The organism is Streptomyces sp. NPDC026092 (assembly GCF_040638605.1).
Taxonomy (GTDB): domain Bacteria; phylum Actinomycetota; class Actinomycetes; order Streptomycetales; family Streptomycetaceae; genus Streptomyces.
In genome coordinates this window covers 1-19,603 of record NZ_JBEZYN010000031.1, presented here as the reverse complement: position 1 = coordinate 19,603, position 19,603 = coordinate 1, and the positions used below count along the sequence as shown (strand labels likewise).

The 19,603-nt window shown below is 70.9% G+C and carries 21 protein-coding genes and 1 pseudogene; 9 read left to right on the top strand and 13 right to left on the bottom strand.

Translation table 11 applies throughout. The features are described from left to right. Positions 1-24: 24 nt before the first annotated feature. From AB0F56_RS33495 to AB0F56_RS33485, 3 genes are all read right to left on the bottom strand, one after another. Entirely contained in the window at positions 25-807 is a 783-nt protein-coding gene (locus AB0F56_RS33495) for an SAM-dependent methyltransferase (protein ID WP_362016685.1), read from the bottom strand. A 75-nt stretch (positions 808-882) separates the two neighbouring features. Continuing rightward, on the bottom strand, positions 883-1,431 hold the full coding sequence (locus AB0F56_RS33490; protein ID WP_362016683.1) for a hypothetical protein: 549 nt from the start codon (positions 1,429-1,431) through the stop codon (positions 883-885). A gap of 14 nt (positions 1,432-1,445) precedes the next feature. Continuing rightward, complete coding sequence (locus AB0F56_RS33485) at positions 1,446-1,964, bottom strand: hypothetical protein (RefSeq protein WP_362016682.1); 519 nt, start codon at positions 1,962-1,964, stop codon at positions 1,446-1,448. A gap of 157 nt (positions 1,965-2,121) precedes the next feature. On the opposite strand from AB0F56_RS33485, the gene AB0F56_RS33480 reads away from it, so the two are divergent. Further along, positions 2,122-2,460, top strand: coding sequence for a thioredoxin domain-containing protein (locus tag AB0F56_RS33480; protein ID WP_362016680.1), 339 nt, complete (start codon positions 2,122-2,124; stop codon positions 2,458-2,460). Positions 2,461-2,528: 68 nt separating this feature from the next. Here AB0F56_RS33480 and AB0F56_RS33475 read toward each other — a convergent pair whose 3' ends face one another. From AB0F56_RS33475 to AB0F56_RS33465, 3 genes and pseudogenes are all read right to left on the bottom strand, one after another. Then, positions 2,529-4,265 carry a methyltransferase gene (locus tag AB0F56_RS33475; RefSeq protein WP_362016678.1) on the bottom strand — a complete coding sequence of 579 codons (1,737 nt, stop codon included), beginning with the start codon at positions 4,263-4,265 and terminating at the stop codon, positions 2,529-2,531. Between the two features lie 146 nt (positions 4,266-4,411). Next, a complete protein-coding gene (locus tag AB0F56_RS33470; RefSeq protein WP_362016676.1) occupies positions 4,412-5,623 on the bottom strand; it encodes a 4-hydroxybenzoate 3-monooxygenase in 1,212 nt (403 codons plus the stop codon). 137 nt (positions 5,624-5,760) lie between these two features. After that, a pseudogene (locus tag AB0F56_RS33465) lies at positions 5,761-6,041 on the bottom strand (aminopeptidase); the annotation flags it as partial. Between the two features lie 659 nt (positions 6,042-6,700). Here AB0F56_RS33465 and AB0F56_RS33460 point away from each other — a divergent pair. The 5 genes from AB0F56_RS33460 (at position 6,701) to AB0F56_RS33440 (ending at position 9,767) form a co-directional block, all read left to right on the top strand. Continuing rightward, a complete protein-coding gene (locus AB0F56_RS33460; protein WP_362016674.1) occupies positions 6,701-7,195 on the top strand; it encodes a molybdopterin-dependent oxidoreductase in 495 nt (164 codons plus the stop codon). Positions 7,196-7,230: 35 nt separating this feature from the next. Beyond that, on the top strand, positions 7,231-7,557 hold the full coding sequence (locus tag AB0F56_RS33455; RefSeq protein ID WP_362016672.1) for a pyridoxamine 5'-phosphate oxidase family protein: 327 nt from the start codon (positions 7,231-7,233) through the stop codon (positions 7,555-7,557). Positions 7,558-7,665: 108 nt separating this feature from the next. Further along, complete coding sequence (locus AB0F56_RS33450) at positions 7,666-7,899, top strand: pyridoxine 5'-phosphate oxidase C-terminal domain-containing protein (protein ID WP_362016763.1); 234 nt, start codon at positions 7,666-7,668, stop codon at positions 7,897-7,899. A gap of 634 nt (positions 7,900-8,533) precedes the next feature. Next, positions 8,534-8,698: a hypothetical protein gene (locus AB0F56_RS33445; protein WP_362016670.1), complete on the top strand. Its 165-nt coding sequence runs from the start codon at positions 8,534-8,536 to the stop codon at positions 8,696-8,698. A 292-nt stretch (positions 8,699-8,990) separates the two neighbouring features. Continuing rightward, entirely contained in the window at positions 8,991-9,767 is a 777-nt protein-coding gene (locus tag AB0F56_RS33440; RefSeq protein WP_362016668.1) for a methyltransferase domain-containing protein, read from the top strand. A gap of 177 nt (positions 9,768-9,944) precedes the next feature. On the opposite strand, the gene AB0F56_RS33435 is transcribed toward AB0F56_RS33440, so the two are convergent. After that, the gene (locus AB0F56_RS33435) at positions 9,945-11,492 is read right to left on the bottom strand and encodes an alkaline phosphatase D family protein (RefSeq protein ID WP_362016666.1); all 1,548 of its coding nucleotides are present in this window, start codon (positions 11,490-11,492) and stop codon (positions 9,945-9,947) included. 137 nt (positions 11,493-11,629) lie between these two features. Here AB0F56_RS33435 and AB0F56_RS33430 point away from each other — a divergent pair, with 137 nt between their 5' ends. Further along, a complete protein-coding gene (locus AB0F56_RS33430) occupies positions 11,630-12,163 on the top strand; it encodes a hypothetical protein (protein ID WP_362016664.1) in 534 nt (177 codons plus the stop codon). Next, positions 12,142-12,441 carry an organomercurial lyase gene (gene merB, locus AB0F56_RS33425; protein WP_362016662.1) on the top strand — a complete coding sequence of 100 codons (300 nt, stop codon included), beginning with the start codon at positions 12,142-12,144 and terminating at the stop codon, positions 12,439-12,441. Before AB0F56_RS33430 ends, merB begins: the two co-directional genes overlap by 22 nt. Positions 12,442-12,468: 27 nt before the next feature. On the opposite strand, the gene AB0F56_RS33420 is transcribed toward merB, so the two are convergent. The 6 genes from AB0F56_RS33420 to AB0F56_RS33395 all read right to left on the bottom strand — a co-directional run bounded on the left by AB0F56_RS33420 (position 12,469) and on the right by AB0F56_RS33395 (position 17,438). Next, positions 12,469-12,834, bottom strand: a complete 366-nt coding sequence (locus AB0F56_RS33420) for a VOC family protein (RefSeq protein ID WP_362016660.1) — start codon at positions 12,832-12,834, stop codon at positions 12,469-12,471. A gap of 82 nt (positions 12,835-12,916) precedes the next feature. Then, positions 12,917-13,624 carry an ABC transporter ATP-binding protein gene (locus tag AB0F56_RS33415; protein WP_362016658.1) on the bottom strand — a complete coding sequence of 236 codons (708 nt, stop codon included), beginning with the start codon at positions 13,622-13,624 and terminating at the stop codon, positions 12,917-12,919. After that, the gene (locus AB0F56_RS33410; protein WP_362016656.1) at positions 13,621-14,382 is read right to left on the bottom strand and encodes an ABC transporter ATP-binding protein; all 762 of its coding nucleotides are present in this window, start codon (positions 14,380-14,382) and stop codon (positions 13,621-13,623) included. The genes AB0F56_RS33415 and AB0F56_RS33410 overlap by 4 nt, the downstream gene beginning before the upstream one ends. Then, positions 14,379-15,386, bottom strand: a complete 1,008-nt coding sequence (locus AB0F56_RS33405) for a branched-chain amino acid ABC transporter permease (protein ID WP_362016654.1) — start codon at positions 15,384-15,386, stop codon at positions 14,379-14,381. The genes AB0F56_RS33410 and AB0F56_RS33405 overlap by 4 nt, the downstream gene beginning before the upstream one ends. After that, positions 15,383-16,261, bottom strand: a complete 879-nt coding sequence (locus tag AB0F56_RS33400; RefSeq protein WP_362016652.1) for a branched-chain amino acid ABC transporter permease — start codon at positions 16,259-16,261, stop codon at positions 15,383-15,385. Before AB0F56_RS33400 ends, AB0F56_RS33405 begins: the two co-directional genes overlap by 4 nt. A gap of 1 nt (position 16,262) precedes the next feature. Next, positions 16,263-17,438, bottom strand: coding sequence for an ABC transporter substrate-binding protein (locus AB0F56_RS33395; protein WP_362016650.1), 1,176 nt, complete (start codon positions 17,436-17,438; stop codon positions 16,263-16,265). A gap of 417 nt (positions 17,439-17,855) precedes the next feature. On the opposite strand from AB0F56_RS33395, the gene AB0F56_RS33390 reads away from it, so the two are divergent. Beyond that, entirely contained in the window at positions 17,856-19,481 is a 1,626-nt protein-coding gene (locus tag AB0F56_RS33390; protein ID WP_362016648.1) for a carboxylesterase family protein, read from the top strand. Positions 19,482-19,603 lie beyond the last annotated feature (122 nt).

Sequence of the window (19,603 nt, the reverse complement as noted above, 5' to 3'; positions counted from 1 at the left end):
CTCGCGGGTTGCCCGACCCCGGCTTCACTTCCGACCGACACCCGCGTACATCGCGACGTCCGGCGTCGGCGTCTCCGGCCGCCAGGCGGAGCAGGACACCACACCGGGCTCCAGCAGCTCCAGGCCGTCGAAGTACCGGGCGACGGCGACGGGGGTCCGCTGCGTGAGCTTCGGCGTGCCGTGCTCGTTCCAGAACGCCACGGCCGCGTCGACGTCCGGCATGTCGGGGTGCGTGACCGTATGGGACAGGACGAGGTGGCTGCCGGGGGCGAGCGCGTCCATGAGCCGGCGGACGATCGTGTACGACTCCTCGTCGTCCTCGACGAAGATGACGACCCCGAGTAGCATCAACGCGACCGGCTGCGAGAGGTCGAGCGTCTTCGCCGCGGCGGCCAGGATCGTGTCGACGTCCCGCAGATCGGCGTCCAGGTACTCCGTCCGCCCCTCGGGCGTCCCGACGAGCAGCGCCCGGGCGTGCGCGAGGACGAGCGGATCGTTGTCCACGTACACGACCCGCGCGTCGGGGGCGACGCGCTGGGCGACCTCGTGCGTGTTGTCGGCGCTCGGCAGCCCGGTCCCGATGTCCAGGAACTGCCGGATCCGCTCCTCCTGGGCCAGGTACCGCACGGCCCGCCCCAGGAACAGCCGGTCCGCCTTCGCGTACTCCCCGATCCCGGGATGCAACTCGCGAATCCGGTCACCGGCCTCCCGGTCGACCGGGTAGTTGTCCTTGCCGCCGGTCCAGTAGTTCCAGATCCGGGCAGTGTGCGGCCGGGACGTGTCGATACGCGATTCGATGTCGGTCACGCCCTCAACGTATCGCAGGACCCAGGCCACAACTCCCGTACCCTGACGCCTCCTTGACCTGAGTGCTGCTCTGCGTCACATGTACTCGAAGTACCGGTCGTGCCAGTCGGCCTTGCCCACCTCGCCCTCAGCGTCCTCGTCCTCCGCGACTTCACCCGCGGCCACGAGCGCCGCCAGCAGCTCCGCGTCCCGGTGCGCCTCCAGGACCGTAGGTCCGTCGTACGACTCACAGAGCAGCTCGGCCGGGACGAAGGTGCACCCCGCCGCTGTACAGACGCCGTCGAGCCACGTCACGAACTCCTCGGTCAGGGCCGCCTCGCCGCTGGGAGTCTCCTCACCGACCAGCAGTCGAGCGGTGACGAAGTAGCCGCCGAAGTTGCTCATCACGACACGCATGGGCCGGCCAAGGCCCGTCACGTCCGCCGGGACATCGATGACACCGTAGAAACTGGCGTCCTGAGCCAGGCCGTCCGAGCAGGACGGCCCGAAGCGCTCCTTCAGGGCACTCACCAGCCGGGCGAAACTGTCCCGCGAAGAGTCCAGGTCGAAATCCGCGGGGCGCTCCAGGTGGCGAGGGTCGTCGTGCTCCAGCAGGAGCGCCCGGATCCGGTCCATCGGGAGCATGTCGTGCCCTTCCATCAGTTCTGGTGCGGAGACAGGTGTGGCCACCGTTGATCATCATGAGTTGTCCGGACTGACGATGGGACGGTGGGTCCACCCCGGTGGGCGGTCCACCAGTCCGTGAGGACCTTGACCTTGTCGTCGAAACCGCTGTCCAGGAAGGACGTCGGCGCGCGCAGCACTGTCTGGCGTCCGCCGGACATGTGCACGACGACCGTCCGGATGCCGGCGGTCTTCTGGATCTCCAGGCTGGTGATGTCCCGCCACGCGATCTCACGGCGACCGTCCCCGTGGAGGACGAGACCGTTGTCGTCGAGTTCGACGCGGTAGTGAGGGGGCAGGAGCGGAAAGACCGCGCTCGCGATCACGGCCGCCGAAAGGCACGACCGCAGCTCAGCCTCCGTCATGTGCCCGCCCGTGGCCTCCACGAGGAGGTAGGCCAGAGCGGTGCCGCAGAGCAAGCTGCCCATAAGGAGGGCAGTGGTCCGGATCGTTCCCACCTTGAAGGTCGGGGCCGGCCCGTCAGGGGCGTTCATGTGGATCACCTACCTCAAAGCCTTGGGCGCGGTGGAAGGCCGCCGAAGGGGAAGGTACCTCCGCGCCGGCGGGGCCTGTTGGGCGGGTGCGGAGGGCTGGCCGGGGCGCGGGGGATGATGGGGGTGGAATGACGGAAGCGCGAGGTCAGGAGCCTTCATGGCGAAGCGGGTGCACCAACCCCGTGAGGACGCGGAGTTCGACTTCATCCTGCGGATGAGCGGAGTCCCGGTGTTCGCGTACTTCACCGGGACATGGCCCAAGGCGATCGAGGCCTGCCGTGCCATGGATGTCGTCGTCGGTGACATCGCCGACGAGTACACGGGCCGCCTCACGGCCGTCCGCACCGACATCACGCGCTGTCCGGCCGCGACCGAGCGCTACGGGATCACCGGAGCCCCGTCCTACGTCCTCCTGAAGGAGGGCGAGGCGGTGGCGCACGGCACAGGGCCCATGACCATCACCGAGGTACGGGAGTTCCTCGACGGCCATCTCTGAGCGGTGGCCACGGTGCCACCGCCGCATCCCTGTGCCGCATCCCTATGCCGCATTCCGACCCCGACGCCTCACGCTCTGCGGGCGTGGAGGGCGTGGGCGCCCAGGGCCAGTGGGGTGGTGGTGACGAGTTCGAGGCCGTGGGCTTCGAGTAGGCGCGCGTAGTGGTCGGCCGTGCGTTCGCGGCCTCCCGTGTTGCACATCATGTGGAGGTCCCACGCGGTGGCGAGCGACGGGGTGGCGTCGGCCGGCAGGAGGCGTTCGACGATGAGGAGGTCCGCGTGGCGGGGCATCGCGTCGGCGCAGTGGCGCAGGATGCTCCGGCAGCGGTCGTCGTCCCAGTCGTGCAGGACCCGGGAGAGGATGTAGACGTCGCCGCCCGGGGGTACGTCCGCGAAGTCGCCCGCCCGGTAGGCGCACCGCCCACCGGCGTCGGTGCCGGCCAGGTAGGCGCGCGCCGCCTCCAGGACCTGGGGGCGTTCGAGGAGGATGCCGCGCAGGGTGGGGTGGGCGGTCAGGATGCGGGCGAGGAGTTCTCCGGTGCCGCCCGCGATGTCGACCACGGTACGAGGGTGGCCGGGGGCGGTGGCGGCGGCGGTCAGGACCGGGTGCGCGGGAAGGGCGTCGAACATGGCGGCGCTCGACACCATGGACTGGTCGAAGAGGGCCGCGAGTTCGGGGTCGCGGGCGAAGTGGTCGAAGTGGTTCTCGCCGTAGAGGTGCTCGAAGCCCGGCTGTCCGCTGCTGACGGTGTGGGTCAGGTGGGCGAAGGACTGGTAGAAGGGGCCGCCGTACATCAGCGCCAGGGGCCGCATCGAGCCCGGGGCCTCCGCGTCCAGGAGTGCGCCGACGCCGGTGAGGCGGAACCCGTCGGGGCCTTCGGAGACCACGCCGAGCATGGCGAGGTACCGCAGCAGGGTCGCCAGGCTCTGCGGGTCGGCGCCGACGGCCCGCGCCAGCTCCGCACTGTCGACCCCGGTGTGACGGTTCATGGCCTCCGGCAGCCGGAGCCGCGCGCAGGCCGCCAGGGCCTGGGTGGTCCAGGCGCCGGTCAGCAGCCACAGGAGGGTCTCGGCCGGCCGCGGTCGGTCCGGCTGTCGTACGGGCTCCGCAGGGGCGAGGGACCGGCCGAGGTGCTCGGTCAGTACGTCACGGTGGTCACCGCTCGCGTACAACTCCACGCGCCGGTACGCCGTCTTCGTGTCGGAGGGGGCCGTGAAGTAGAACACCGTGCCGTCCTCGTGCGGGTTGTAGCCGCCTCCGTCGGCGGCCGCGCCGTGCCGCGCGAAGCTCGCCAACAGCCCGCGCAGCACCAGGGGGTCGGGCTGCGCGACGTCGAAAGCGAGGTGCGCCTCGTGGTCCTGACGGCGTTCCTCAGCGGCGATCCCGGCGAGTCCGGACCCCGGCGGCACCGTCAGGGCGAACACCTCGACCGCCCGGACTTCTTCGGCGGGGCCGCGGACCAGCGGACGGAGAATCCTTACGTCAAGATCCGCGGGATCGCGGCGGTGGCGAGAGGCGAGGCGTCCGCGCACGACGACGCTGGGCTGCGCCTCGGCGTCGGTGGACAGCCCGCCCACCGCCAAGTCCCTTCGCAGCGCGGGCTCGTCGGGCGGGAACACGAGCACGGCGGCGTGCGCGAAGCGGCACTGGTCCGTCAGCGCCCGCAGTTCGGGACCGTCGAGACCGGGCAGCACGCGGGAGAGCAGGACGGACGTGTCCTGCTCCCGTACGAATGCGGCCGTCGCGCTCAGCCGCTCCGCGTCGGAGCCGGCGTTCGCCGTCGTCGTGGTCGTGGCTGCGGGCATGGTGAAGGGAGGTTCGGAGTGCATTCCCTGTCCGTGGGTGAAGGAGGAATCCCGGCGCCCGGCCATCGGGGCATGCCGTGCGCAGGCACGGGCAGCCCAGGGCCTGGCCCGGAACGGGACGAGATGAAGAGTGAGGGGGGAGTCGGTCAGATGCCGACGTAGTTCTCGGCGAACCAGTCCTGGTGCGTACGCGACGTGCTCAGCGAGGCGATCCGGGAGCGGCGCAGGCGCTCCCGGAAGAGGGAGGCGCCTTCGGAGTCCGGGATGTCGTGCAGGAGGCGGATCATCCAGTACGAGAACTCCTGGGCACGCCAGATGTGCGCCAGGCAGCGCTCCGAGTAGGAGGCGAGTGGCTCGGGGTCGCCGTGGGCGAGGGTGTCGGTCAGGGCCTGGGCCAGGATCTCCGCCTCGAGGACCGCGAGGTTCGCGCCCTTCGCGGCGGACGGGCTGATGAGGGCGGCGGCGTCGCCCACGAGGAACAGCGAGCCGTGGCGCAGTGGTTCGAGGACGTCGGACTCGAGGTCGATGACGGCGCGCTGGACGACGCGGCCGCGCAGCAGGGGGCCGTACTCGGTCGCGCGCATGCGCAGGTCGAGTTCGTCCCAGACGCGGTCCTCGCTCCAGGCGTCGGCCTGGGTCCCGCGTTCGCACTGGAGGTAGTAGCGGGTGATCTCGGCGGAGCGGGCCATGTGCCCGGCGAAGCCGTGCGGGTGGGTCGCGTAGCCCACGGCGTCGAGGCTGGGCGGTGCCTCGGCGAGCAGGCCCAGCCAGGACACGCCGTGATCACGGTGGTGGCGCCGGACCGCGCCGGGCGGCAGCGAACGCCGCCCCGCCCCGTGGCGGCCGTCGCAGGCGGCGACGTACCGGGCCCGCCACCGCCCGGGGCGCCCGTCTCCCTCCCGTACGGTCACCGTGGGCGTGGGGCCGTCCGCGTCGGCGACGGCGACCGCTTCGGTGCCGAAGCGGATCCGGCCCCCCGCGTCGACGTACTGCGCCAGCAGATCGGTGACCAGTTCGTGCTGGGGATAGACGGTGTGCGGCTCCCCCCGGCCGAGTTTCCGGTAGTCCAGGCGGAAGCGGCCGTCCTCGGTACGGAACTCACAGACGCTGTGCTCGTGCCCGCGCCGGCGCAGTCCCCCGTCCAGACCGTTGCGTTCCAGGATCCGCACGGTGTTCGCGGCGAGGAAGCCCGCTCGTGCGCGGTTCTGGACGTGGTCACGATCGGCACGTTCCAGCACGACGCAGTCGATGCCGCTTCGAAGTAAGAGGTTCCCCAGGACCAGGCCGGCCGGGCCGGCCCCGAGGATGACCACATCGGCCGAGTCCTGGGCGGACCGGGCGTACTGACTCTCTGTCACAACAGTGGATCTTAGGCACGGAAAAATATGTGGACAGTCAAATATCACCCGAATGCGCGGCTTGACGCGAAAAGGATTCTGCCCTGTTCGCGGAAGGCCCTCGCCGCTGTACGGGCGAGGGCCACGGGCGACGGCCGCTACCCGAGGTCCAACAACTGCTCGTAAAAGCCGCCGAAGCCCTTCTCCCGGTTGACGAAATGGAGTTCGAGGATCCAGTGGCAGCGGCGGCCGGAACGGTCGGTGCGGCGCAGCGGGTTGGTGTTCCCGGGGGTGATGTACGACTCCGCCTTCGCGCCCTCGTTGGTCTCGTGCGGGAACTCGCCGACCAGGTGGCCCGCCTGCAGGTGCGGCCGAAGTCGGCCTCGTACTCCGCGAAGATCGGACCGAAGTCTGCGAAGGCGACGTCGTCCTCGCCGATGGAGGTGGCACACGGGGAGGCCGAGGTGAGCGAAGGCCCGGTCGAACAACTCGACCACTGGCGCCCCGCGTTCCAGCGCCCGGTCGAGTTCGACACGCACGTTCTCGGGCAGCGCGTAGCGATCCGTGGTGCGGCGACTGAGCTCTCCCCACTGGCGGAGGGAGACGACCTCGGTGATCGCCCGGAAGCTCGTGTGCGCCGGGACGGCGAGCAGGGCGATCCGGTGCCTGCGCAGGCGTCCGCCAGCTCCGACGGCACGTCGCCGTGCGTCTCTTTCCCGGCGAGGAGCGCCACCGCGTCCGCCTCTCGCAGGGCGGACTCCTTGCGCACCCACGGACTGGGCCCATGTCTCACATTCACTATGTGAGTGCGAGTTTTGACATCGTAGATGCGAAGGCAATGTCCAGACATATCTCTCAGATCATCATCCAGGAGTCGGGCGTCGACGCTGGAGGATTCGGGCACATCGCAGGTGGTGGCGACAGCCGCACTTCGCTCCGCACTTCTCCACTCCCAGATGCGTGGACATCCGGCGGAGGCGGGTGGCAAGAATGGTTCCCGACGGTGTCGGTCGGGGTGTCTCACGGCGCACCCGCCGCACGGACCACCACCCGCCAGAGGACCATAGGCCAGAGGCCAGAGCCATAAGGGGACCGACGATGAGCCGACTGAGCGCCGCGCCCCAGCCTCCGCTCGCGGGCGTCGCGTCCTTCGCTCTCTGGGGCGATGTCGCCCATCCCGTCACCCTGAGCGTCGGCGACCTGCGGGAAGGATGGGAGCAGCACCGTGCGGAGGTCGTCTTCAACTGCGCGAGCGCCGGCCCCCAGCACCACACGTTCCACGGGCCACTGCTGCGCGAGGTCCTGGCCCTGGCCCGACCCGGCTTCGACCCCGCACGACGCAAGGAGCGCTCGCGTTTCCTGCACGCCGTGAACGGCGGGGACGGGCACTACACCGTCCTGTCCTGGGCCGAGATCGACGCCGACTTCGGTGATGCGCCCGTGCTGCTCGCGACGCGCATGGACGACGAGGAACTCGACGCGACCGGCCCTCAGCTCGTCGTACCCTCCGACCGCTGCGGGGCCCGATACATCGGCGCGGTCACCGACATCTGGATCGGCAGCTGCCGTGTACCCGGCAGGTCCGACGAGTGAGACCCCGCCGAGATCACCCCGATTGCGAGAACGACATGACGGAGAACGACACCTCCACCGTGCGCGACTGGCTGCGCGGCATCGAGGTCTTCGCCCGGCAGTTGCCTGAATTCGTCACGGGCCAGGCCCCGGCCGAGCCCGTGGAGCTGTTCCTCAGGTGGCTGGCCGACGCCGTCGATGCCGGGGTCCCCGACCCGCATGCCATGACGCTGTCCACCGTGGACGAGGCCGGAGACCCCGACGCGCGGGTGCTGATCCTGAAGGACGTCGACTCCTCGGGGTTCCGATTCGCGGGCCACGCCTCCAGCCCCAAGGGCGTTCAGCTCACGGGCGCTCCGCGCGCCGCGCTCACCTTCTACTGAGCGGAGTTCGGCCGTCAGGTCCGCGTCCGGGGCCCGGTCAGGCCGGAGCCCGCCGACCGTTCGGCCGCCGACTTCCTCGCCCGCTCGGCCACCGCCAGGGCCGAGGCGCTGCTCGGCCGGCAGAGCCGCTACCTGACCGACCCGGACGCACGCGACCGGGCCCTGCGGGACAGCCTGGCCCGGATCGAGGCGGAGCCGGGCCTCGTCGACCCCGGTTGGACCCTGTACACGGTCCGGCCGGACGTCGTCGAGTTCTGGCAGGCCGCGGCGACCCGCGTGCACGTACGGCTGCGGTACGAGAAGGAAGGCACCGGCTGGCAGCGGCGACAGCTCTGGTCCTGACGTCCCTCGGGACCGGCACGGCGACGCGGGGCCGCGGCCGGACCGGCCCGTCAGCCCTCTCCACCTCCCCGGCCACGCGCGCCTCACCGGGCTTGAGCGGCACGACGGTGGCGGCCGTCGGGGCGCTCGATCTGGCGCCCGAGGACGCCCTGCCCTTCGAGCCGGGTTCCTTCTCTGCCGTGTCGCCGGCGCACCCGGCAAGCGTCGGGAAGAGCAGTACCACGGCTACGGCGGCAGCGGGCGGCGAGACCCGACGATTCATGACAGGCTCCCTCCCCGCCGGGACGTTCGACATACGCCATCTGCACCCCCGCGGGGCCATTTCGGCTGGCGAATACCCGCTCAAAGAACCCGATCGGGCGGGCATCTGCCAGTCTCTCGGAGCAGAGAACCGCATCAGCGAGACCTCATCGCATCATTGCCTCGCAAATGTACCCCGCAGCTGGACTTTAGCCTCTTGGATGATCCGCTGTACCCATGCCCCCAGGTCGGGCTGTTTTCTGTGGCCGAATCCAATCGCCCCCTCGGGGCGAGCCCTGCTTGACTGGCGTATGCCGGTCCGGCGCGGAGAAGTGGCTCGCCGCAACGGGGCAGCCGGCCAGGAGGGCCCTGCGCGTCGTTCCGCGATGTCGGCGTGCAGGGGCCCGCCGCACGCGCCCCGCTCGGCGCGTGGGGTGGGCCCCTGGTCCGCCGGTTCACCGCTCTCGTCGCCGCCCGGGCCGAACACACGGCCACCCGCGCCTTCTTCACGCACCGCGCGGCCGACTGGGAGGAGCGGTTCACCTATCAGTCGACGTGACGCCGGCCATGCCGGCGGCCGCCGCCCGGCACTCCCGCGACCGCGCCGTACGGCGGGGCTGACGGCTTCTACGGACGCGCGGCCCTGTCGACTCCCCCAAAGGAACGAACCACATCTGCGCGCTGAACTAGGTAATCAACCAAGCATTGATGAGCTGATTGCAGGATGGAGACTGCATATGCAGGATGGAGAGCGCGGCGCCGTCGCAGCGGAAGCGACCGATCGGGTCGTCAACGCGAGCCGGCCTTCGGTCCGCTCCCGCTGTTCCTGCTCACAAGGCGAGGTAAGGCAGATGACGACTCGTTCCCACGACGGTAGCGCCGGCGACGTCGACTACGGCGTGATCGGTTCCGGATACTCCGGCTACCGCCGACCGGACGGACGCATCGCCCGCCTCATCGCCAGGGCCTTGGGAGAAGCGGGGACCGTCCTCAACGTCGGTGCGGGGGCGGGGTCGTACGAGAACGTCGCCGGCGTCGTGACCGCCGTCGAGCCGTCCGCCTCGATGCGCGCTCAGCGGCCGACCCGGCTTCCGCGTGCGGTTGACGCCGTCGCCGAGGATCTCCCGTTCGAGGACGGTGAGTTCGACTCCGCGATGACGCTGTTCAGCGTGCACCAGTGGAGCGACGTGGCCACCGGGCTGCGGGAGATGCGGCGCGTGACCGTCGGTCCCGTCGTGGCGCTGACCTGCGACCCCGCACTCGTACGGGACTTCTGGCTGTACGAGTACGCGCCCCATGTCCTCGACACGGAAGCGCGCCGCTACCCTCGCGTCGCCGAGATCGCCGCCGCCCTCGGCGGGACGGTCACCGTCGAGTCCGTGCCGATCCCGTTCGACTGCACCGACGGCTTCAACGAGGCGTACTACGGCCGCCCCGAGATGCTCCTCGACCCCGCCGCCCGCCAGGCGTGCTCCGCCTGGAGCTTCGTCGACGACGACGCCCGCGAACACTTCGACATCACCCTGCGCCGCGACCTGGAGTCCGGGTCCTGGGACGAGCGCTTCGGCCATCTGCGTACGCAGCCGACGTACGAGGGCTCGCTCGTCATCGTCCGCGCGACTCCCTGACCGCGCCGCGGATTCCGACAGCTCCGCGGTCACGCGGCCGTCGGCGATCTCGCCGTTCCGGCCGTCGGGCGGCGAACAGACACCGCCGCCGCTGCCGTTCGTCGATCGTCGATCGGCCCGGTCGCGCGGGCAAGAACGGCAGCGGCGGTGGCTCGCGGTCTGGCGTCGGTCAGTCGGTCAGTCGGTCATGCGGCGGTACTGGGCGGGCGACGTCGCGGTGCGCTTGTCCTCGTACGCGCCGACCCGGCCGCGGTCGACGTGGAACTTCGTCAGCGTCGAGATGCGGGCGTTCGGGTCTCGGCGGTCGGAGACGACCCGCATCTCCGTCGTCCAGCGGCGCGTGGTGACCTCGTGGACGTCGTATCCGTAGCGGTCACCCTCGAAGTACTGCAGATGCGGGTTGAGACTTCCGAGCTCCGGGCCGCGTGCCGCGTTCCACTCGGGGCCGTAGGAGTCCGAGCACACCGAGTGGGCGGTGAACTCGGTGCCGATCACGGGTGAGTCGGGGTTCTCGAAGTCCGGGCGGATGTCGTCGACGAAGGCCGAGTGCCAGTCGCCGGTCACGACCACGAAGTCCTCCGTGCCGAGCCCGTGCAGCTGCGAGAGCACCTCGGTGCGCTCGGCCCGGTAGCCGTCCCACTGCATGTCGTAGTAGTGGTCGCCGCCGGGCTTGTCGAGCTTGGAGAGCATGATCGAGTTGGCCCAGCAGTGCCAGCCGCGGGCTCCGCGCGCCTGGTCGAGGAGCCAGTCGCGCTGGGTGGCTCCGAGGATGGTGCTGTCCGGGCGGTCGGCACGGTTCCGGTACTGCCGCAGGTCGAGGATCGTCAGGTCCAGGACCCCGCCCCAGTTCCGGCGGCGGTAGATCTGCTGGTGCGGTACGGGGTCGCTGCCCACCATGCGGTGGGGCATGTGTTCGTACCACGCCTGGTACGCGGCGTCCCTGCGGGCCAGGAACGCGGCGTCGTCGCGGCCGTCGTAGTAGCCCTGCACCTCGTGGTTGTCCCAGGTGAGGTACCAGGGGTGGGCGGCGTGGGCCGCACGGAGGTCCGGGTCGCCCTTGTAGAGGGCGTGGCGGCGCCGGTAGGAGACGAGGTCGAACACCGCGGGACCCTCGTGGTCGCGCACGGTGCCGGTGTAGTTGCCGTTCTCGTAGATGTAGTCGCCGAGGTGCACGACGAAGTCGACGTCCTCGCGGGCGATGCCCCGCAGCGCCGAGAAGTAACCGTGCGCGAAGTGCTGGCAGTTGGCGGTGGCGAAGCGGACCCTGTCGACGTGCCGGGCGGGTGCGGTCCTGGTGCGGCCGACCCGGCTGGTCCTGCCGAGCGCGCTGAACGCGTAGTAGTACCGGCGGCCCGGCTCGAGACCGTGCACGTCGACGTGGACGCTGTGGCCCTGCGCCGCGGCGGCGGCGACCGTTCCCCCGGCGACCTTCCGCCGCAGCTCCCGGTCGGTCGCGACGACCCATCGCACCGGGACGGCGTCCGGCAGCCGCTGCTCGTCCGCCAGCGGCTGAGGGGCGAGCCGGGTCCACAGCGAGACCGAGTGCTGCAGCGGATCGCCGGACGCGACCCCCAGCGTGAAGGGCGCCGGGTCGTACGACGCTCCCAGCGCCTGGGCGGCCTCCAGGGCTTGAGCGGGGGAGAGCTTCGCGCTCAGCGGCCAGACCGCGCCCAGGGCGCCGGCCACGGCGGCGGATCTGAGCAGGTCGCGACGGTTCAGGGGCATGAAGGTGGCCTCCGGCTCTCGGTTGACGAAAAGTTGTCCAGCCAACTTGAGCAGCCGCGGGTGAACACGGCGGAAAGCGCCTTCTACGAGAGTCGGGCGCGCTGCGGTCCGCGACCTCCGATGCGGCCCGGTGGGGCATGTACGGGTCGCCGACGATCCTGATCGACGGCACCGACCCGTTCGCGCCGCCCGGGGCCGTGCCGAGCCTGTCGTGCCGCCTGTACAGGAACCCCGACGGCGCCGTGTCGGGCGTACCGGACGAGTCCGCCCTCCGCTGGGCCCTCGCCGGGGCGACCCCACAGGTCCGCGACGCGGGAGCTTCGGAGTGCTGCACCCCGCAGCCGCCGGACGCGCTGGACGTGGTCGGCCGCGGCGGCCGCGGGCGACGCGCGCCGGCCGAGAACGGCCTGCGCGCGGTGCACCAGGAGATCCTGCGCCACTTCGCCGTCACCGGGGTCGCCCCCGAGGCGCAGGTGCTTCAGCCGGTGGCGGCCGCTGCCGGGCGGAACGCCACCGAGGTCCTTGCCGAGCGGCGACATCCGCGCCGCCTACCCGTTCTCCGCAGGCACATCGACCAGACCTCCACGCCGCTTTCGAGGCGGACGCGGTGGCGGGTGAGGACGCCATCGACGCCCTGGGGATCCCGGCCATGCTCGGCCAGGACGCCGTGATCTCCTCCACCGACCCGGTCAGCGGCGACCCCGTCACCGTCACCTCCACCACAGGCACCGTCCGATGGGAACCGGCGACCGCGGTGGTGTTCGTCGGGCAGCGTCCGGGCGGAGGGCCCGCCGCCTCCGCCTGCTGTGACGCCCTGAACTTCTTCACCGACGCCGCGACCGCCCGCGCCTGGACGAGCCGGCACCCCGACGTCCCGGGCCAGGTGGTGGACCTGCCGACCGCCGAGCACATCGGCCGCCGGACGTTCGGCCCGCTGCTCGCCCCTTGAAGGCGGTCACCTGGTCAACGACCTCTATCAGGTGGACAGTTGAGCCGCCACGATGACGTTTCCGTACAGGTCCTCGAAGTGGAGGGAGCGGCTGTCGACCTCCTTCCGTTCGTCCCACACCCGCACGCCGTGGGCGCGCAGGTGCTCGGCGGTCTGTTGCGCATCGGCCGTGTACAGGACGAGCAGGGGCTGGCCGCCGCACTGGCGGCCGATCAGGTCGCGCTCCTGGTCCGTGGTCGCGGGCATCAGCCAGAGCCCCGTCGGTGCCTGGCCGGGCAGGCCGATGTGCAGGTAGCGGTAGCCGTCGGTCGTCTCGTCGTGCAGGACCGCGAAGCCCAGGACGTCCCGGTAGAAGGCCAGGGCGGCTTCGGGGTCCTCGACCAGCACCACCATGCGGCCGACCGCGGAGAAGAGCCCGTCACTAGGAGAGGGAGTGGGAGAGGGTGCCATGGGTGAAACCTCCACGTGAGTTCTGTCAGTCGACGCCCAGCAGGCGCCTCCGGTCGTCGGGGCGGGCGGCGAATTCCGCGGAGGGCGCCCGGTGGACGATGCGCCCCTTCTGCATGACGGCCACGTTCTCGGCGACCGAGAGAGCGAGGCCCAGGTTCTGCTCGACGAGGACGACCGTCATGCCTTGCGCGCTCACCTCGCGGACCACCTCACCCACTTGGGCGACGATCGCGGGCGCGAGTCCGTCGGACGGCTCGTCGAGGAGCAGCAGTCGCGGATTGCCCAGCAGGGCCCGGGCGATCGCGAGCATCTGCTGTTCCCCTCCGGAGAGTTGGTCACCGCGATGCCCGAGCCGCTCCCCCAGCCTCGGCAGCAGGTCGAGGATCCTGGCCCGCGTCCACGGCCCCCGCGCGTGGCGCCGTGCGGCGATCGCGAGGTGCTCCGCCACGGTCAGCGGCGCGAACACCCGGCGCCCCTGCGGCACGACGCCCACGCCGGCCCGGGCGATCACATCGACGCGGGCCCCGGCGAGCTCCCGGCCGTCGACGGTGACGCTGCCTCCGTACGGCCGGACGAAACCCATCACGGTCGACATGAGCGTGGTCTTCCCGACGCCGTTGCGCCCGAGTACGGCGAGGATCCCGCCCGGTTCGAGGTCGAGGTCGACGCCGTCGAGGACGACTCCCCCGGCGTAGCCGGAGCGCAGGTCGCGCACGCTGAAGAACGGTTTCACGAGGGGACCTCCACGGTGCCCAGATAGGCGCTCTGTACCTCGGCGGACGCCCGTACCTCGTCCGGCGAGCCGGTCGTGAGGTGGCTGCCGAGGTGCATGACGGTCACGGTGTCGGCGAGTTCGAAGACCATGTCGAGGTCGTGTTCGATGAGGAGTACCGTCACCTCCCTGGGCAGGGCGCCGATCAGCTCCGTCAGCCGTGCTGTCTCCGCCGGCGACATGCCGGCGGCCGGTTCGTCCAGGAGCAGCAGCCGGGGTTCGGTGGCCAGCGCGACGGCGACTTCCAGCTGCCGCCGTTCACCGTGCGAGAGCTCGGCCGCCGCGAGGTCGTGCCGGGCGGGCAGGCCCACGCGTTCGAGCAGGGTGCGGGCCTGTGCGATCGCCGACGCGCGGGCACTCACCCTGCGCCAGCCTCCGAGTCCCGTACCGGTCCGGCGCAACACGGCGAGCAGGACGTTCTCCAGCACCGTCTCCCGCATGAAGAGGCTGGAGTGCTGGAACGTCGCGGCGGCGCCGAGCCCGACCCTGCGTTCCACGGGCAGCCGGGTCACGTCCTGCCCGTCGAGGAGGATCGATCCGGAGCTGGCGGGCAGGGTGCCGGAGATGAGGCCGAACAGGGTCGACTTGCCCGCACCGTTGGGGCCGATGACGGCGTGTCGCGCGCCGGCCCGTACGGTGAGCGACACCTCGTCGACGGCCTTGAAGGACCCGAAGCGCTTGGACAGTTGGCGTAGTTCCAGGAGATCGCGATCGGTCACGCCGTCCTCTTCCGGTTCCGGGTCGGCCTGTGCGGAAGCCGTACGCCGGCCAGTCCGCGGGGCAGGGTGTAGACGGCGATGACGAAGAGCAGCCCGAGCAGCAGCGGCCCGCGTCCGGCGACGGCTTCGAGGTTTCCGAGGTAGTCCCGGGTGAGCCAGATGAGGGCGGCCGCGGCGCAGGCGCCCCGTATCGAGCCCGAGCCTCCGATGACGACGGCCAGCAGGGCAAGGGCGGCGATCTCGAAGCCGGCGTCGCCCGGCGAGACGAAGCGCTGCACCGAGACCCACAGCGACCCGGCGGCCCCTGCGAGCGCCGCGGCGCCGCAGTAGACGGTCAGGGCGTACCGCCGCGTGGGGTAGCCGATCGCCTTCATGCGGGCCTCGTTGTCGCGGATTCCGCGCAGGGCGAGGGCGAAGGGTGTCTTGCCCAGGCGGGTGACGGCCGCGAAGAGCAGCAGGAACACGGCCAGCACATAGAAGTAGACCAGCCCGTCGAGTTCCAGCGCGGGCATGCCGGGCAACGGTACGACGGGCGGGATGCCCGACACTCCGTCGGTGCCGTTGGTGAGCGACTTCCAGTTGACGGCGGCGCTGTAGGCGATCTCGCCGATGGCGAGGGTCAGCATCAGGAAGACCACGCCGCGGGCCCGGACCGCGAGCCACCCGGTCGGCACGGCCACCAGCGCGGAGACCCCTGCGGCGATGAGGAGTTGGAGTGTCCCGATGTCGGTGAGTCGCGTGGCGACGATCGCCCCGGTGTACGCGCCCACGCCGAAGTAGGCCGACTGGCCGAGGGTCGGCAGTCCGGTCAGGCCGGTGAGGAGGTGCACGCTCATCGCGAGCAGGGCGAAGACCAGGATCCGCGACAGGGTGCCGATGGCGTACGGGCCGAGGAGGAAGGGGGCCAGCGTGAGCCCGAGCAGGACGGCGGGCACCGGCAGTCGCCGTACGACGGAACCGACCGTACCGACACCCGCAGCACCGGAGGTTCGGGGAGTGCTCATGCGCGCACCGCCGACTGGACCAGGCCGTGCGGGCGGACCACGAGCACGAGCAGCATGGTGCCGAAGAGGAGGAACGGAGCGTACTCGGGGAGCAGGGCCACGCCGAGTGTCTGCACCTGGCCGATGAGCAGCGCCCCGGCGAGCGCCCCGCGTACGGATCCGAGGCCGCCGACGACCACGACGACGAGCGAGAGGACGAGGACGCTCTCGTCGACGCCCGGCCCTGGACCCAGGATCGGTGCGCCGAGGACACCGCCGACCGCCGCCAGGGCGGCGCCGAACGCGAAGACTCCGTAGAGCACCTTGCGGATGTCGACGCCCTGGGCGCGGACCATGTCCCGGTCCGCGACGGTGGCCCGGACGAGTGCGCCGAGCGAGCTGCGTTCGAAGACGAGGTACACGACGAGCGCGAGGCAGGCGGCGACGGCGATGAACACCAGCCGGTACACGGGATAGGTGTGGCCGAGGAGGTCCACCGTCCCGCGCAGCGGCGCCGGCGGGTCCGTGGGCAGCACCTCGCCGCCGAAGGTCGCGGCGAGGAGGTCGGCGACGATGAAGGTGATGCCGAGTGTGAGCACCGCCTGGTCCAAGTGCCCACGCCGGGCCAGCGGTTGGGTGAGAAGCGTCAGGGCCGCTCCCCCCAGGGCGCCCGTCAGGGCGCCGGCCGTCAGGGCGAGGAGCAGGCCCGTCACACTGCCGTCGGACAGGGTGTAGGCGATGTAGGCCCCGGCGAGGTACAGGGTGCCGTGCGCCAGGTTGAGGACGTCCATCATGCCGAAGACCAGGGAGAGGCCGACCGCGATCGTGAAGAGCAGCAGTCCGAAGGCGACTCCGTCGACGACGCTGACGGCGTTGCCGTTCAGCCATCCGAGCATCTCAGCCGCCCAGCCGGCCGAGGTCGCCGACGACGGTGTTGGCCCCCTGCTTGACCTCGCGCAGGTACCAGGGCTGGATCGGCGTGCCGCCGCCGTTGAACCGCCAGCTGCCCCGCGGGCTGTCGATGTCCCCCACCGTGGCGATCGCGGCGTTGACCGATTCCGGGGTCACGGTGCCACCGGCGGCCTTGATCGCTTTGTCGAGCACCTGCGCCGCGTCCCATGACGCCATCGCGTACGTGGTCGGGGCCATGCCGTAGGCGGACCGATAGGCCGGCGCAAACTTCTTGTTGGCGGCGTTGTCCAGGTCCGCGCTGTAGTTGAGCGCGGTGAGGATGCCGGTGGCCGCGTCTCCCTGCCCCTTCAGGACGCCGCCCTCGGTGAGGAAGCCGGGCGCGTAGAGCGGGATCTTGCCGGCGAGGCCGAAGTCCCGGTACTGCTTCACGAAGTCGACGGCCGCACCGCCCGCGTAGAAGCAGAACACCGCCTTCGCCCCGGAGTTCTGGATCTGCGCGAGGTAGGGCTGGAAGTTCTTCGTGCCGGGGAACGGGGTGTAGACCTCCTTGCCCGCGATCTTGCCGCCGGCGGGGAGGAAGGTGGACTTGAAGCCCTCGATCTCGTCCTTGCCCGCCTGGTAGCCCGCGGCGACGAGGAAGACGGGACCGTCGACCTTCTCGGCGACGTGCTTGCCCAGCGCCTTGCCGGGCTCGTCGTTGACGTACGAGGTGCGCCAGATGTACTCGGTCCCGGAAAGGTTGGTCGGCGAGGCGTTCGAGCCGACGAGCGGGACCTTGCTGGTCTCGAACAGGTCCTTGACCCCGTTGATGGTGGCCGAGCTCACCACCCCGCTGACCGCCAGCACTCGGTCCTGCTTGACCAGCTTCTCCGCCGCGGCCTTGCCCGAGTCGGCGGTCTCCCCCTCGTCCGCGACGACGATCTGCACCTCACGGCCGCCGAGCTTGCCGCCGTGCTGTCGGACGTAGAGCTCGAAGCCCTGCTTCATGTCGTCGCCGAGCGCCTTGTAGATGCCGGACTGCGGGACGAGGAGCCCGATCTTCACCGGCCCGCTCTGCTGTTCGCCGTCGCCGCTCCCGAGGCTGGAACCACCACACGCCGTGGCCAGCAAGAGGCCCGTGGTGACGGTGATGAGTCCTACGGGGCGAAATCGACCTGCCATGGTGACTCCGTACGTTGTCAACCGGACCTGACGGACCGGATGTTGCTGATGCGAATGGTGTGGGGGACGCCGACCGGTGCGGTCCGTTGCGGGGCGGCCGGGCCCGGTTCTGGATACGCGACGAGTCGCTGACCGGCCAGGATCGAAGCCACCGCCGATGTCCTTGGCGCACCTGCGCGCCGACCGCCGACTCGTCGTCGGGCTCTCGTCCCCCTGGGGCAGTACCTGAGGCGGTACCTGAGGTGACACGTATCTATCGCGAGATTGCGACGTCCGTCAAGAGTTCTCGACATTACTGTCCGAAGTTGCGATTCCCCCTTGACCCCGGATTCGCGTGTGCCCTAACAATGGCCACCGTCAAAATTGCTCGATATCGCTGGGGCGGCGAGCCCTCGATCCGTCAGGGAGTGAAGCACCATGACCGACGATCCATCACGGCGAAACATCCTCAAGAACAGCGGGGTGTTGGCCGGCGCCGCACTCATCTCCGGTGTGCCGGGCGGGCCGACGGCACAGGCGGCCGCCGCGCGAGCGAGCGCGGACTCGCCCGTCGTGGAGCTGCCCGCGGGCCGGCTTCGCGGAGTCACCGAAGGGGGTCTTGCCGTGTTCAAGGGGGTGCCCTACGCGGCGCCGCCGGTCGGCGCCCTCCGGTGGCGGCCGGCTCAGCCCCATCCCGGATGGCAGGGAACGCGCGACGCGACCGCCTTCGGCCCGAGCGCACCCCAGCCCTACCGGGAAGGGGGCGACCAGGTCCTCGGCACGCACGGCTCTCCCCCGTTCGACGAGGACTGCCTCACGCTCAACGTCTGGACCCCCAAGGCCGATGGCGCCAAGCGGCCGGTGATGGTGTGGATCCACGGCGGCGGCTTCATCTCCGGGTCCGGCTCGATGCCGAACTACTCCGGCGAGACCTTCGCCCGCAACGGCGACCTCGTCGTCGTGACCGTCAACTACCGTCTCGGCCCGCTGGGTTACCTCTACTTCGGGGAGGACGGCGCCGGCGGCAACTTCTGGCTCACCGACCAACTCGCCGCGCTGAACTGGGTACGGGCGAACATCGCCGCGTTCGGCGGCGACCCGGAGAACATCACCCTCGCCGGACAGTCCGGCGGCGCGCTGTCGGTCGCGGCGCTTGCCGGCGCCCAGACCAAGGGCCGCCCGCTGTTCCGGCGCGCGATCCTGCAGAGCCCGCCGCTCGGGCTGAAGATCCCCACCCGCGCCGAGTCCCTCCAGCGCACCGCCGCCTACCTGGAGATCCTCGGAGCCAAGAACGTGGCGGAGCTACGGGCCGTGCCCTGGCCCCGCCTGATCGCCGCGACCTTCGAGATGTTCGGGCGCACCGCGCGATGGGGCTACTGGTCGACCCCGTACCTGCCGTTGATCGACGGGGTCACCCTGGACCGCGACCCGGCCGAGCTGCTGCTCAGCGGTGCCGGGGCGGGCATCGAGGTCCTGATCGGCTGGACCAGGGAGGAGGCCAACTTCGCCTTCGCGCTGAGCGAGCCGTACGCCGCGTCGACCAAGGAGCAGGTGCTGGCCAGAGCCCGCGACACCTTCGGGAGCAGGGCGGAGCAGGCGTACACCGCGTACGAAGAGGCCCGGCCGGGTGCCCGCCCGGTGGACGTGCTCATGGACCTGATCAGCGACGACCTGTTCCGTATGCCGGCCGTGGCGCTGGCCGAACAGCGGGCGGCCCGCGGGCGTCCGGTGTGGGCGTACCAGTTCAACCTCCCCACGCCCGCGCACGGCGGTCAACTCGCGGCGGCGCACTGCCTGGAGCTGCCGTTCGTCTTCAACAACTTCGACAAGTGGTCGCAGGCGCCGTTCCTGGCGGGTCTTGCCCCCAGGGTCCGTGACGGTCTCGCCGAGACCATGCACGCGTCCTGGATCTCCTTCATCCGCACCGGCGACCCCAACCATGACCCCATGCCCCAGTGGGACCGTTACGACCGGGCGTCCCGCACCACGATGGCCCTCGACTCGGTCACCACCGCCGTCGACGACCTCGCGGGCTACTGGCGGCGCCTGCACCTCCGTAAGTGAGGAACTGTCGGCTGCTTCACGGTCGATCGCCCCGTCCTGGCTCTGCGGCGGCACGGTGAAGCCGGGCCTCGGTCGGGTGACGGAGATGGGGTACAACGCGCTGAACGGCCGCATGGGGATCG